The sequence below is a fragment of the Xanthomonas vasicola genome (assembly GCF_000772705.2).
Lineage (GTDB): Bacteria > Pseudomonadota > Gammaproteobacteria > Xanthomonadales > Xanthomonadaceae > Xanthomonas > Xanthomonas vasicola.
The window spans coordinates 1-13,467 of sequence record NZ_JSBW02000066.1; the positions used below are offsets into that span (position 1 = coordinate 1).

A 13,467-nucleotide genomic window follows, 5' to 3' on the forward strand; every position below is an offset into this window, starting at 1 on the left:
GGCATTGCCGCACTGACGCGACCAGCTGACCAGGTCAAACAGGGTGTGCAACTTCATGCCGGGGATTTCGAACAGGTCAGTCATGACCAACCCCGCTGAAATAGGCGATCAGACCGGCAGGCGTCAGAAACAAGAACACGCCACAAACCCATGTCCACGGCTCAGGCAGGTAGTAGGCACCGATGATGAAAAGGGAGATGAAGGCAGCGAGCGCCCACACGTAGCCGATGCACTTTGCGAACTCCTTCATGCGACGGACCGTCCATACCAATAACCAGAGGTGGCATCCGCCATGAGTTCGGCGCGTTCCTCAGCAGCAGCTACACACGGATCAACGTAGTCCACCGCCAAAGACGATGCGACCAGATCGGCGTAGCTTTCGATAATGAAGACCTGCTCGCGGTGTGCGCGCAGCGCAGCTTCGGCGCGACGGTCAAGAATCCAAGCGACCAATCGGGCGAGGCCGACGATCACGGTCAGCGCGGAAGCGCCGAGCAGTGCCAGTGTGTTGGTGTCCATGAAGCCCCTATCCCCTGCCCCTTGACGCGGACCCCGGAGGGGAGCCGGGGGTGCGCGGTGTCGAGTACCACTCGTCACGAAGTGGATATAAACTAAAACTCAACACCCACGTCAAGTAACACTCATCATGCAGACGATAAAGAAATTGCTTGACACGGCTCTAAAAGCATGTAATGAGCCGTCCGACCGTCAATTGGCGAAGCACTTGGATGTATCGCCGAGCGCGATATCGCTATGGCGTAAGGGGAAGCCGATCAAGGATGAACACCTGATGGCACTGATCAGGCTAGCTCAAGCCGACCCGGCAATTGCAGTGTTAGTAAGAACGGAAAGCGCTGAAAGTCCAGAAGCGCGGAAGGCGTGGAGCGTGGTGTGGGACAGACTGTCCCCGGTCACTACGGTGGTCGGGGCGATGGTTCTGGCCATCGGCATGATGCCGGCGACGGGTCGGACGAAAACCCTTGAAATTCAAGGGCTTAATCGTGCCGACTTCGCATATTCTGTATATTATGTAAGATCGCGCCGGGCACTGGACGTAGCCGAACACGAGAATCTTCAAAGCATGGGTCGCCTGTCATGAAGACGGCAGCCAGCCATTTCAGAAACTCACGGCCGCCGCTGGTCATGAATGCGCTTTCTCTGTATCGCTGCAAGCCACGTGGGACAAGCTCGCGAACTGGTGATGTATCGACTGATGACTTTGAACGGGCCACCGATCGCTCATCACGGTGCATGACACTCACTCGCCGCTACGGCGCAGCACACCCTTGTCTTCCTGCAACTCCCGCTTGAACGGGACGTCCGGCGATGGGCGTGCGGTTGCGGGTTGATCGTTGAGGTTGGGGTCGCTCAGGCCGCAGCCGCCGCCGAATTGCAGCAGCGACACCACGCAGCTGATCTTGGTGGTCGTTCCCGGGATCGGAATCTCGATCTTCTTCAGGCCGCGACGCACCCATTCCTGCAGCAGCGTCTGGTTCGGCATCCAATACTTGTCCAGCGAGGTCGGCGTGTAGCCGTAAGGCGGACGTTTGAGCCAGGTGCCGCCCTGGGCGATCTGGTCGCGGGTCCAGGTATCGGTCTCGCTGCCCGGTGGTCCGCGGTCACCTGCACCCTTGCCGGCATCACCGGTTCCGGTGGCCACCTCGACGCTGCCATCGGCATTGAACATGCCGTTGCGCTGGGCGCTGGCACCGGTCGTGTCGCCTTCCCGATTGCGGTCGGATTTACTCCAGTCGTCGGCGTTGGCGGCCGCGTTCCACCCGCCGCTGCGATCGGCAGGCGCCAGGCCGGCATGACTGCTGGCGGCAGGCTTGACAGGCGACGATGCAGCGGCCGCCACGCTGCTGGAACGCTCGGACCGAGCAGGACTGGCCTGCGACTGCGCAGGTTGCGCGGCTGCTTGCGTGGATGGCGCCGCCACGGTGGCTGGCCGCGGGTCGGGAGTCGCAGGCGTCGCTGGCACGACAGGTGTCGCCGCCACTGGCGCAGGCGCCGGATCCGGTACGTTCGGAAGCTCTGCAGGACGCACCGCGATGTCAGGCATGCGCACCGTCGGCGAGATCTCATGCAGGCGTGCAGCCGGCGTGGCGATTTGCGGGCGCTCGGGGATGACGATGTCGCGCTCGCGCACCGTTGGGGCCGTGGGAGAGCGCACCGCCATATCGGTGGCCGAACGTTGCATTTCGCGCACCTGCGGGCGTTCGGTCACCGTCTGGATGTCGCGTTGACGCACCTGGACCTGCGGTGCTGCCCGTTGGATCGCACGCGGCGTCAGAGTGATCGTTGGCGGCGGCGGGACCACAAAGTCGGTGGTGGCGACTGCGGTTTCGGTGACCTGCAGCGGCGATTCGATCGTTACCGGCGGCACCTGCACCGTCACCTGCGGAATATCCGCTGTGACGGGTTCGCTGGCAGCGTGCACCGGTTCCGGCGCATGTTCTGGTGCATGGGCCGTGTCGGGGCGCTCGAGAGGATCGGCTGCTGGCTGCGCTGATGTCGGTGTCGACGATGGAGCTGGTTCGCTTTTCGCCGCCGATGTACCCGCTTGCGCTGGCGAAGACGTCGTAGCTGCAGCCGCCTGCGTCGACGCCTCGGCCGCAGGTTGACCTTCCTCGCCGCCCTGCTCTGCCGCCCCATTGCCGATCAAGGTCATGCGGACCCGCGATTCGTCGCCGGGTGTGGTTTCTTCCGGCGCCCAGCGCACGGCGACAACCCAGACGAGCAGCGCAATAAAACCGAGGTGGATCAGAAAACTGCCAAGCACCGCCAGCCAGTGCTGCCGATGCTGATCCTTCGGCCGCGGGTCCCAGTGCTGCCACCACAGGCTGCGGAACGCTTGGAACGGCGACAGCAGAGAGACGCCGACCATGCCACTACTGGGCGGCTGCCCACGCGCCAGCAGTACATCTATCACCTGGTCGTCGTTGAATGGCGCAGCCGCGTGCTTGCGGTTGCCCATCCAGATGCCCCAGCCATACGGCAGGCCGGTACGCCGATCCAGAATGAGCTTGCTCGGCATGCGCGCGCGCAGTGTCTGCAGCAGATCGGCAGCCGTTGTCACCGGTGGTGGGGAATCAGGCCGCGCTGTCGCGCGGAATGTACGGCGCGTCGCCGGTGGCGTGGTCGGTCGCGTCGCGCACCGCAATCACACCGGGCACGCGCCCCATCAAGGTCTTTTCAATACCCTGCTTCAAGGTCACATCAGCCATGCCGCAACCGTGGCAGCCGCCGCCGAAACGCAGCAATACCACGCCATCGGCCGACACTTCCTGCACGGCAACGCGCCCGCCATGCGATGCCAGCTGGGGGTTGATCTCGTTCTCCACCACCCAGCGCACGCGCTCCACCATCGAGGCAGACTCTGCGGGCGCTTCGCCCTTGATCTTGGGTGCCTTGATGGTGAGCTGCTGGTTGCCGGTGGATTGGGTGACGTAGTCGATCTCGGCGCCGTCCATCCATGGCACGCTGGCAGCGACGACATATAAGGTGAAGCCGTCGCAATCGATCGCCCATTCGTCGCCGCTCAGGTCTGCCGGCTCGGCGAACTCGAGCCGGGCATCGGCACGTGAGGTGCCCGCATCCACCGCACTCAGGCGCACGCCCATGCCGGGCACGCCCTCACGTTCGATGAGCTTGCGGAAATAGGTCTGGGCTTTGTCGGATATCTGGATCATGCGGGTTATTCTACCGCTCAAAGCGCCCTCGCTCATGGAACACCGTGATCCTGGTGGGTGCGCCGTCCGCCACCCCTGCGAGACCGTCATGACCGATCTGATTCCCCTGGAGCAGGCGCATTGCCTCCCGCGCAAAGGCAGCGACCACAAGCTGGGCGAGGCGCGCCTGGCCGAATTGCTGCCGCAGGTCCCCGGCTGGGAGCTGGCCGAAGCCGGGATGGCGCTCACGCGTACGTTCCGCTTCGTCGACTATTACCGCACCCTGGCCTTTGTGAATGCGCTGGCCTGGATCGCCCACCGCGAAGACCACCACCCCGACCTGGGTGTGCATTACGACCGCGTCGTGGTGCGCTATTCCACCCATGACGTGGGCGGGCTGAGCGAAAACGACTTCATTTGCGCGGCCAAGGCCGCGCAGCTCTACGATCAGGGAATCATCGCATGAACATGTCTCGCGCCGCGCTTGCCGGCCTCATCGTCGCCACCGGCCTCAGCAGCTGCGGCAAGTCGCAACAGGCGGCCGCGCCTACCGTGGCGCCCACCGAGTTGGCGGCCTTGAAGACGCCGCCGCCGGAATATTCGCCGCAGCTAGCCTGCGCCGGTGTCGGTGGCACAACCGTGCTGCGGGTCGTGGTCGGCACCCAGGGCACGCCCACCGATGTTTCGGTGGCGCAGAGCAGCGGCCAGCCCGTGCTCGACGAAGCTGCCCAGAAGCGCGTGCGCGAATGGCAGTTCAAGGCCGCCACCCGCAATGGCCAGACCGTGCCGCAGACCATCCAGGTGCCGGTCTCGTTCAAGCCGCCGGTACCGCGTCCGAACGAATGTTTCGCCATTGAGGAACGCACACGCCGCGGCGGCTGAGGACAGTGCAGGTCATGACATCTTCTGTCCACAGGGCACATGCGCGGAAAGAAGCGCACGTTTAGCAGCTAACAAAACTACTGCGCAGCCGCCAGGCGGGTGCGGACGGTGCTCGGAAACCTCCTGTACCACTCGTACACTGCGGTTCTGAGCGCGCCGTCCGCATCCACCTGACAGCTGCTCGCTACGTTTCGTTAGCCGCTCTCAGTAGCGTCCTGTTCGTCTTTGCTTGACGTTCGCGCCGGCGTGAAGCTGGCGCCGCTGCGCTGTTTTTTTCGTGTTCAACACCACGCGTTCGTCATCCAGGCATGGCCATCCTGCGTTCGCGGAGGGCGTGCGCATATAGCGCAGCTGCAATCGCCACGTTCCCCGCCGGAGAATTTTCCATTCAACGAGGTTGCCGCGTCACATGCTTGAAGTGTCATCACACAATGTCTGGATCGCGCTTGCAGTCACGCTGGCTGCGGGTCTGGCGACCGGGCTCGGCAGCCTCATGGTGGTGTTCGCCAAAAAGCCCAATCCGCGGCTGTTGGCATTTGGGTTGGCCTTCGCTGGTGGCGCGATGGTGTACGTGTCGCTGACGGAAATCCTCAATAAGTCGATCGCCGCGTTTTCCCACGCCTACAACGACAAACTTGGCTTCACCTTCGGCACGCTGACCTTTCTGGGCGGCATGCTGTTGATCATGGTGATCGACCGCCTGGTGCCGAATCCACACCAAAGTCTTTCCAGCGACGATCCGCAGTTTCGCGACGACAACCGGGCCTATATCCGCCGGGTTGGTTTGATGACCGCCATTGCGATCACGGCGCACAACTTCCCGGAAGGGTTGGCAACCTTCTTCGCCACGCTGGAGAGCCCGGCGGTGGGCATGCCGCTGGCGTTTGCGATCGCCATCCACAACATTCCCGAAGGCATCGCGATCGCGGTGCCGGTGTATTTCGCTACCCGCAACAAGTTCTACGCAGTGGGCGCCAGCCTGCTCAGCGGATTGGCCGAACCGATCGGTGCGGGCATCGGCTATCTGGCGTTGTCCAGTGTGCTCTCGGATGCGGTCTTCGGCACCGTGTTCGGGCTGATTGCCGGGGTGATGGTGTTTCTGGCGCTGGACGAGTTGCTGCCGGCCGCCAAGCGCTACGCACAGGGCCACGAGACCGTGTATGGATTGGTGTCGGGCATGGGGACGCTGGCGATCAGTCTGGTGCTGTTCCGCTTCGCAACGCCTTGAAGCGCACTTTATCCAAGCACGTGGTGCGCTGGCAGCGCCAAGCGTTATGCCCTGGCAGCGAACCCACCACAGCAACCTGACACCACCGCTTCAACGTTGATGTCGCTGTGGTGCAAATGGCGAGCGGATACGCGCTACCTGCCCGCAATCATCCTCCGGTCCTCGCACCGCGCGTTCTTGGCATGCGGCTTCCCGCACGTTTGCTGAACACGGTTGCGCCTGGTCGACTGAGGAGCAATTTTAGAAAGGTTCCAGACATTCAAACCGGCGCATGGTACGCGCGTCATCAACGCGCACACAGCGAGGTGCGGTATGCAACGCATATGGTCACAAGGGCGCCTTGCTTTGGCGCTGTCGATCGCATCCACCGGCATGATTGCATTGGGTGGGTGCCAACGCACTGACTCGCAGGCGCCAGCCGCCACCGAGCCTCCTCCGCCTCCCAGTGCAGTCGCAGCGCCGGCTTACACGTCGCCCACGGCGGATCAGCTGTACCAACTGGTTGCGCCGATTGCCCTGTTTCCGGACAAGCTGCTGGCGCAGACACTGGCCGCTTCGGTGTATCCCGATCAAGTGGTCACCGCGCAGGAGTGGCTGCGCAGCAACAGCGGCTTGAGCGCCGCCGATCGCGCGCAGGCCACGGTGTCGCAATCCTGGGACCCGAGCATCAAGGCCCTGACCGCATTTCCGGACGTCGTGTCCCAGTTGGCCGGCAATCTCGATTGGACGCGTGCGCTCGGCGATGCCTATGCCCACGACCCCAACGATGTGCTCAATGCCGTGCAGATCATGCGCCAACGCGCTCAGGCCAGCGGCCACCTGCGCAGCACGCCGCAACAGCAGGTGCAGGTTGCGCGCCATGTGGAGGTCACGCCCATTCTGGATGAAGGACGCATCCCGCCGCCGTCGCAGGTGATCACCATCGAACCGGCACAGCGGGACGTGGTGTACGTGCCGCGCTACGACCCCGGCGTGGTCTACGGCACGCCGGTCGATGTCTATCGCGAGTATCGCTACCGTCCGGTCCGCTGGTACGACGAAGGCGACGTCGTCACCACCGGCCTGGTGTCCTTCGGCGTCGGCGTGCTGGTGGGCGGCGCACTTGAACATCATCACGGCTGGTTCGGCTGGGCCGAGCCGGCGCCTGGCTGGCACAGCTGGGGCTGGAATAGCTGGGGGGTGAACTGGAACGCACCGCCGGCCGCACCGCATTACGTGGTCTACCAGAATCATGTCTATGCGCCGCGCACCACTATCATCAACAACCGCAATACCTATATCGATTCACGCTCGTATGTGAATCAGGATCAGCGTCATTGGTCCAATGCGACATCCGCGCCTGCGCCCGTTGCAGGCATTGCCCCAGCAAGCTTCCGCGCAGCGCAAGCGGCCGCTCTACCGGCAGCGATGGCCAGCGCAAAGGGGCTCAGGGGATTTGCCGGAGCAGGTGCGCCAGCGCCCTCGCCCGACCAGCTTCATCGTCCGCCCGACTATGCGCATCTGGCCGCGCCGCATTTCAATGCGCAGATGCTGCAGCCGGGCCGTCCGGTAGCGATGAACACTTCGGCGCCGTCGCCGTTGTCGCATGCGGCGCCGCTGACAACCGCGGCCCATACGATGCCGCCACCGCCTGCAGGGATGCGCTCTCCGCGCGTACAAGCGCCGGCATTCGCATCGGTTATACCGCAGCCTCGGGCGAATGACCTGCAGGCCGCACAGCATCAGCGAATGGCGCAACTGCACGCAGATTCGCGGGCAGCGCAGCAGCAAGCAGCCGCGGCAAACCACGCACATGCGGCCATGCCGCCGCGCGATGCATTTGCCAGCCGCGACGCCCGCGATAGCCAGTTCCGCGCGCAAGCCAAGCCTGCGCAATGGAAGCCGCTCATGCAAGAGCAGCGACAGCTGCCGCCCCATCAGCAATTTGCGTTCGCAGCCTCGCCGCGTGCCGAACATGCGCAGCCATCGCAGCCGCGCTACGAATCGCGCCCGGTCATGATGAAGGCCGAGCCGCAGCGACACATGCAGCGGATGGTCTCCTTCACGCCGCCGCGTGCCGCGCCAGCCCGTCCGGCGGACACGCACCAGCAGCGCCCGCATCCGGCAGCGCAGCCGCAACATCACGACCACCGCCACGACAGCTGAGCCAGCACGCTGACGCAGCCACACTGGCTGCGTCAGCGACCGAGTTGGTCCAGCGCTTCGGCCAGTTCGGGCGCCAGCGGCGCGCTCAGCACGTAAGGCGTCTTGCCGGCATCCAGGGCGAACTCCAGCGACGCGGCATGCAGGAACAGCCGCTTCAAACCAAGCTGATCGCGCAGGCGCTTGTTCACGTCCGCCTCGCCGTATTTATCGTCCCCGGCCACCGGGTGCCCGAGGTGCTGGGCATGCACGCGGATCTGGTGGGTGCGCCCGGTTTCGATGCGCACTTCGCAGTAAGAATGCCCGCCACGCCGTTCCAGCAACTTGAAATGACTCAGCGACGGCTTGCCGATCGCATTCACCTGCACATGCCGCTCGCCGCCCTGGCGCAGGCCGATATGCAGCGGCGCGTCTACGGTCATCACGCCGTCGGGCATACGACCGACCAGCAAGGTCAGATAGCGCTTGGTGATGCCACGCCCTTCGACGCGGTCGTCTTCACGCATCAGAGCCTGTAGCTCGGTCAGCGCCGAGCGCTTCTTGGCCACGATCAATAGGCCGGATGTATCGCGATCAAGCCGATGCACCAGTTCCAGGCTCTGGTTCGGGCGCAGCGCCCGCAGCGTTTCGATCGCGCCGAAGCTGATCCCGCTGCCGCCATGGCTGGCGACCCCGGTCGGTTTGTTCAGGGCGAGCAGGCGCGCATCTTCGAACACGATCGCCGCTTCCAGCCGCGCCATGAACGACGGCGGCGGCGCCGCTTTGTCGCCCTCTTCATTGACCCGTACCGGCGGAATCCGTACTTCTTCGCCGCCTTCGAGCTTGCGCTCGGCCTTGGCACGCCCACCGTTCACACGCACCTGACCGCTGCGCACCAGCTTGTAGATCAGGCTGCGCGGCGCGCCCTTCAGCTGGCCAAGCAAGAAATTATCCAGCCGCTGCCCAGCACGGTCTTCCGGAACTTTGAGAATGCGCACACCGACACGGTCGGTCGGAGGCTTGGGGGACTGGGGGTCGGTCATCCGGCTCTTTATTCTGTTACACTCGGCGAGCGAGATAAGGGTTTGATTTTGTTGGAAGTTGATTGGCCAGAAGCCTGACTTCCGATGATTCCGGCACAGTGCGCGACCACCGCCCCCGGGGCGGCCATGTTAGCGGCTCACCGGCCTACCCGGCCATCGCCAGCGGTTTTTGACCGTTGCGCTGAACATGTCCCGTGCGCTGCCCCGGTTCGTCCGGACGCGGCTGCCGGCCCTGAAACACCTATAAAACTTAAACAAGCGCTCCCGCGGCCTGCCGTGGTGTTGCAGCGCTGGAAACTCTGGTCAGGCCTGTCCGCGCGTTGCGCGAAGGGCCGACAAGCTGTTCCAGAGGCGAAACGTCACGGCGTTCCGCGCGGTAGAGCGCGTGAGGAACGCAACAATGAAGCGAATGCTGATCAACGCAACGCAGGCCGAAGAGCTGCGCGTGGCGATTGTGGACGGCCAGACCCTGTACGACATCGACATCGAACAGCCGTCCAAGGAACAAAAGAAGTCCAACATCTATAAGGGCCGTATCACACGGCTCGAGCCTTCTCTGGAAGCGGCGTTCGTGGACTACGGCGCCGAGCGTCATGGCTTCCTGCCGCTGAAGGAAATTTCCCGCGATTACTTCCAGGCCGGCGTCGACCATAACAAGTCGACCATTCGCGAGCTGTTGCGCGAGGGCCAGGAAATCGTGGTGCAGGTCGATAAGGAAGAACGCGGCAACAAGGGCGCTGCCCTAACCACGTTCATTTCGCTGGCCGGCCGCTACATGGTGCTGATGCCCAATTCGCCGAGCGCCGGTGGCGTTTCGCGCCGCATCGAAGGCGAAGACCGCGCCGCGCTGAAGGAAGCGCTGGACAAGCTCGATATTCCGGACGACATGGGCGTAATCATCCGCACCGCCGGTGTGGGCCGCGATGCCGAAGAGCTGCAGTGGGATCTGGACTATCTGCTGCAGACCTGGAAAGCGATTGCCGAGGCTGCACTGAGCAAGCCGGCCGCGTTCCTGATCTACCAGGAATCGCGCTTGATCATCCGCGCCCTGCGCGACTACCTGCGCGCCGATGTCGGCGAGATCCTGGTCGATACGCCGGAACTGTATGCCGACGCCCAGGAATTCATGAAGCAGGTGATGCCTCAGAGCCTGCGCAAGCTCAAGCACTACACCGACGACATTCCGCTGTTCAACCGCTTCCAGATCGAATCGCAGATTGAAGGCGCCTATGAGCGCAACGTGCGCCTGCCCTCGGGCGGCTCGATCGTGGTCGACCAGACCGAAGCGCTCACCGCCGTCGACGTAAACTCCTCGCGCGCCACCAAGGGCAGCGATATCGAGGAAACCGCGTTCCAGACCAATCTGGAAGCGGCCGAAGAAGTGGCACGCCAGCTGCGCCTACGCGACCTGGGCGGCCTGGTGGTCATCGACTTCATCGACATGGCCTCGTCCAAGCACCAGCGCGAAGTCGAAAACAAGCTGCAGAACGCGCTCAAGTACGACCGCGCCCGTGTGCAGCTGGGCCGTATCTCGCGCTTCGGCCTGATGGAAATGAGCCGCCAGCGCCTGCGTCCGAGCCTGGGCGAATCCAGCCAGATCGTCTGCCCGCGTTGCGATGGCCATGGCCGCATGCGCAGCGTCGAGTCGCTGTCGCTGTCGATCATCCGCGTGGCCGAAGAGCACGCGATGAAGGAAAACACCGGGCAAGTGCTGGTCCAGGCCCCGGTGGAGATCGCCAACTACCTGCTCAACGAAAAGCGTAGCGCGCTGCGCGAGATCGAAAATCGCCACGCCTCGCCGATCATCATCGTTGCCGATGAGCAGCTGCACACCCCGCACTACGAAGTCACGCGCCTGCGCGAGAACGAGTTGGGCGAAGACAGCGGCAAGCCGAGTTACCAGCGCGGCACCCCACGCAAGCTGCCGGTGCATGCGCTGACCAAGGCGCAGTTGAACATCCCGGCACCTCCGGCAGTTACTTCGATCAAGCCGAGCCAGCCGGCTCCGGTGCGTGAAGAGGCCCCTGCCCCGGTGGCGCCAGTCGCGGCTCCGGCACCGGTGGTCACCGTGCCGATTCCGGCACCGGTCACCGGCGTGGTCGGCTGGTTGAAGCGCATCTTCGGCGGCGTCGAGCCGGTCGCTCCTGCTCCCGAGTCGACTCCGCGCCCGCGTCAGAACGATGCCGGCCGCAATAACCGTAACGAACGCGGCGAGCGTGGCGGTCAACGTCGCGACGGTCGCGATGCCCGCAATGGCGGCAATCAGCAGCGTGGCAATGGTGGCAATGGCAACGGCGCCAACAAGGAACGCCGTGACGAGCGCCGCCAGCCAGCCAGCGGCCAGGGCGCGCAGAACGGAGCACAGGCACAGCAGCAGGTGCAGGCTCCCAAGCCGCCGCGCAATGAAGCGCAGGCACCGAAGCAACAGCAGCCGCAGCAGTCTCAGCAGCAGAAGCCCAAGCCGCAGAACCAGACGCCGCGCCCGCCGCGTGCACCAGCACAGCAGGACGGCGCGCAAGCTGAGCGTCAGCCACGTCCGGCACGTCAGGATGAAGGCACGGCGGCAGCGCAGACCCTCACATCGACTGCCGCAACGGCAACGACGTCGAGCGTGGTGGCTGCCATTGCCGATGCCGCTGCACCTGCCACTGCGCGGACCATCGCTAATGAAGCAGCGCAGGCGCATCCGGTTGACGTCATGGTAAGCGAGTCCACCGCTGATCGCGGTACCGACGCAAATACGGGTGTACCGACCCAGGATGGCGCGGGCGACGATGCAGCCAATGGCGAAGGCGGAAGCCGTCGCCGTCGCGGTCGTCGTGGTGGCCGTCGTCGTCGTCGTGGCGCTGGTGCCAACGGCGAAGGCGGAGCCAGCGTCGATGGTCTGGAAGGCGACGACCTGGACGGCGATGCCGACAACGATCTCGATGGCGACAACGAAGCTGACGCCGCCGGTACTCAGGCGCATGTCTCGGCCGCAGCGCGTGCAGGCCAGCCGGAGTTCGACTTCGATGACGACGCACCGGCACCTGCCGTGCGCGCCAAGCCCGAACCTACTGCTCAGGCAGCCGCCAAGCCGCGCCCGGTTCCCAAGGAGCGTGCAGAGCCAGAACTCGGCAATGACACGTCCTCGACCACTGCGCCGGTGTCCAGCACCGTGCCGGCATCGCAGCCAGCAGCAGCACCTGTTGCCAAGGCTGACGCTGACCACAAGCATGCAGATGCACCGACCGTGGCCGCCGATGCACCTGCCAAGCCCGCGCCGGCCGCCACAGCGCCGACCGCCGTCAATGCTGATGTTGCGGCAACGCGAGCTGTGGAACAGCGCCCTGCTCCGGTCGCGCAGCAAGCTGCCGCTGCCCCGGCACCGGTTGCTGCTCCGGCACCCGTGGCATCCACGCCGGCGCCGGCTGTGGCTCCCGTCGCCGAGACCGCATCGACGACACCTGCTGCTCCGGTCCCGGCACCGGCTCTCGCAACGCCTGTGACAAACCATGCTCCGGCAAGCACACCACAGTACCAGCCTCTGCACTCGGCGTCGGCTAGCGTTGCTGCGCCCGCCGCAGAGGAGACTGCGGCAGCGAAGGCCGACCAGCAGCAGCGCGCTGCTTCGGCGGACGTTGCACCACCTGCGGAGCAAGCGGCGCCGGTCCAGAAGGCAGCTGCAATGCCTGCTGCCGAGCTATCGGCACCTGTGGCAGCAACGCCGGCTGCGCAGGCCGAGGTAGTTACGGTCACGTCGCCGCCCGCCGAACGGTCTGCTCCGCCCGCGTCATCGGCGGAGGTGGCCGTGACCGCTACATCGACGGTCGCGCAGGCCAGCCCGAGTGCAGACGCTACGCCAGTACGTAAGCCGTATGCCCCTGTGCAAACCACCATGCTTGATGCGTTGAGCCCGAAGGATGCTGCAACGTCAGCCTCCTCGGTCAGCGAGCATCCGGCGCCTGCTGCAACCACGCAGGAGTCGGACGCAGACAAGCCCAAGCCGACGGTGGTTGTGTCCGAAGTAAAGCCTGTTGCCCCATCGACCGAGGCCGACAAGGCGCAGGAAAATGACAGCAACAAGCCGCGTGGCGATCACTGATTAACAGGTGATTGCCCAGGCCGGCTTGTGAAGTCACAAGCCACGTCAGCATCAAACACAGCGGCCTTCAGGCCGCTGTGTTTTTATGTGCCGTGTGCAAACGACTGCACGGCAGACGCGTCTATCGAGATCCAAGCAAGGTTCCCACGCATCACATTCCACCGCATGCCAGTGGCATTGGACCGGCAGAGAGCATCAGCTACTGCAAGGTGATCTACAGGCTACTGGCGCGGAGCGCTTGTCTGGGGTGCTGCAAGAACTCTCTGCCGAGCCGGGAATTCGGCAACGGTAGAACCTGCTGGCGCATAACGAGTCGCCCCTGAAAAACCCCAACCACCCAACGACCGCAAGGCCTTGATGTCTGCACCGGCGTGCTAAAACTACCAGTGTTCGCTACGCTGAAGGCTGGTTTCTTGCAATTTCCGCCCATGCGTACAC

The 13,467-nt window shown here is 64.3% G+C and carries 11 protein-coding genes and 1 other RNA gene; 7 read left to right on the forward strand and 5 right to left on the reverse strand.

Translation table 11 applies throughout. The features are described from left to right. Window positions 1-76: 76 nt before the first annotated feature. Window positions 77-250, reverse strand: coding sequence for a hypothetical protein (locus NX05_RS24495; RefSeq protein WP_017118719.1), 174 nt, complete (start codon window positions 248-250; stop codon window positions 77-79). Next, entirely contained in the window at window positions 247-519 is a 273-nt protein-coding gene (locus NX05_RS17520) for a hypothetical protein (protein ID WP_017113166.1), read from the reverse strand. Before NX05_RS17520 ends, NX05_RS24495 begins: the two co-directional genes overlap by 4 nt. A 127-nt stretch (window positions 520-646) precedes the next feature. Between NX05_RS17520 and NX05_RS17525 the strand changes: the two genes are divergently transcribed. Then, the gene (locus NX05_RS17525) at window positions 647-1,099 is read left to right on the forward strand and encodes a DUF3693 domain-containing protein (RefSeq protein ID WP_039436489.1); all 453 of its coding nucleotides are present in this window, start codon (window positions 647-649) and stop codon (window positions 1,097-1,099) included. 159 nt (window positions 1,100-1,258) lie between these two features. Here NX05_RS17525 and NX05_RS17530 read toward each other — a convergent pair whose 3' ends face one another. Then, the gene (locus tag NX05_RS17530) at window positions 1,259-3,079 is read right to left on the reverse strand and encodes a hypothetical protein (protein WP_039436490.1); all 1,821 of its coding nucleotides are present in this window, start codon (window positions 3,077-3,079) and stop codon (window positions 1,259-1,261) included. Window positions 3,080-3,092: 13 nt separating this feature from the next. Then, complete coding sequence (locus NX05_RS17535) at window positions 3,093-3,692, reverse strand: NfuA family Fe-S biogenesis protein (protein WP_010373369.1); 600 nt, start codon at window positions 3,690-3,692, stop codon at window positions 3,093-3,095. A gap of 88 nt (window positions 3,693-3,780) precedes the next feature. On the opposite strand from NX05_RS17535, the gene NX05_RS17540 reads away from it, so the two are divergent. From NX05_RS17540 to NX05_RS17555, 5 genes are all read left to right on the forward strand, one after another. Next, window positions 3,781-4,137, forward strand: a complete 357-nt coding sequence (locus NX05_RS17540) for a 4a-hydroxytetrahydrobiopterin dehydratase (RefSeq protein ID WP_010378748.1) — start codon at window positions 3,781-3,783, stop codon at window positions 4,135-4,137. Beyond that, window positions 4,134-4,553: an energy transducer TonB gene (locus NX05_RS17545; RefSeq protein WP_039436492.1), complete on the forward strand. Its 420-nt coding sequence runs from the start codon at window positions 4,134-4,136 to the stop codon at window positions 4,551-4,553. The genes NX05_RS17540 and NX05_RS17545 overlap by 4 nt, the downstream gene beginning before the upstream one ends. Window positions 4,554-4,676: 123 nt before the next feature. Then, a non-coding RNA gene (locus NX05_RS23055) (sX9 sRNA) lies at window positions 4,677-4,753 on the forward strand. Window positions 4,754-4,962: 209 nt separating this feature from the next. Continuing rightward, window positions 4,963-5,781 carry a zinc transporter ZupT gene (gene zupT, locus NX05_RS17550; protein ID WP_039436493.1) on the forward strand — a complete coding sequence of 273 codons (819 nt, stop codon included), beginning with the start codon at window positions 4,963-4,965 and terminating at the stop codon, window positions 5,779-5,781. Window positions 5,782-6,093: 312 nt separating this feature from the next. Next, entirely contained in the window at window positions 6,094-7,926 is a 1,833-nt protein-coding gene (locus NX05_RS17555) for a DUF3300 domain-containing protein (protein ID WP_172645729.1), read from the forward strand. A 32-nt stretch (window positions 7,927-7,958) separates the two neighbouring features. Here NX05_RS17555 and NX05_RS17560 read toward each other — a convergent pair whose 3' ends face one another. Continuing rightward, a complete protein-coding gene (locus tag NX05_RS17560; RefSeq protein ID WP_039436495.1) occupies window positions 7,959-8,945 on the reverse strand; it encodes an RluA family pseudouridine synthase in 987 nt (328 codons plus the stop codon). A 400-nt stretch (window positions 8,946-9,345) separates the two neighbouring features. Here NX05_RS17560 and NX05_RS17565 point away from each other — a divergent pair, with 400 nt between their 5' ends. Then, window positions 9,346-13,029, forward strand: coding sequence for an Rne/Rng family ribonuclease (locus NX05_RS17565; protein WP_230597649.1), 3,684 nt, complete (start codon window positions 9,346-9,348; stop codon window positions 13,027-13,029). The last annotated feature ends 438 nt before the right edge of the window (window positions 13,030-13,467 follow it).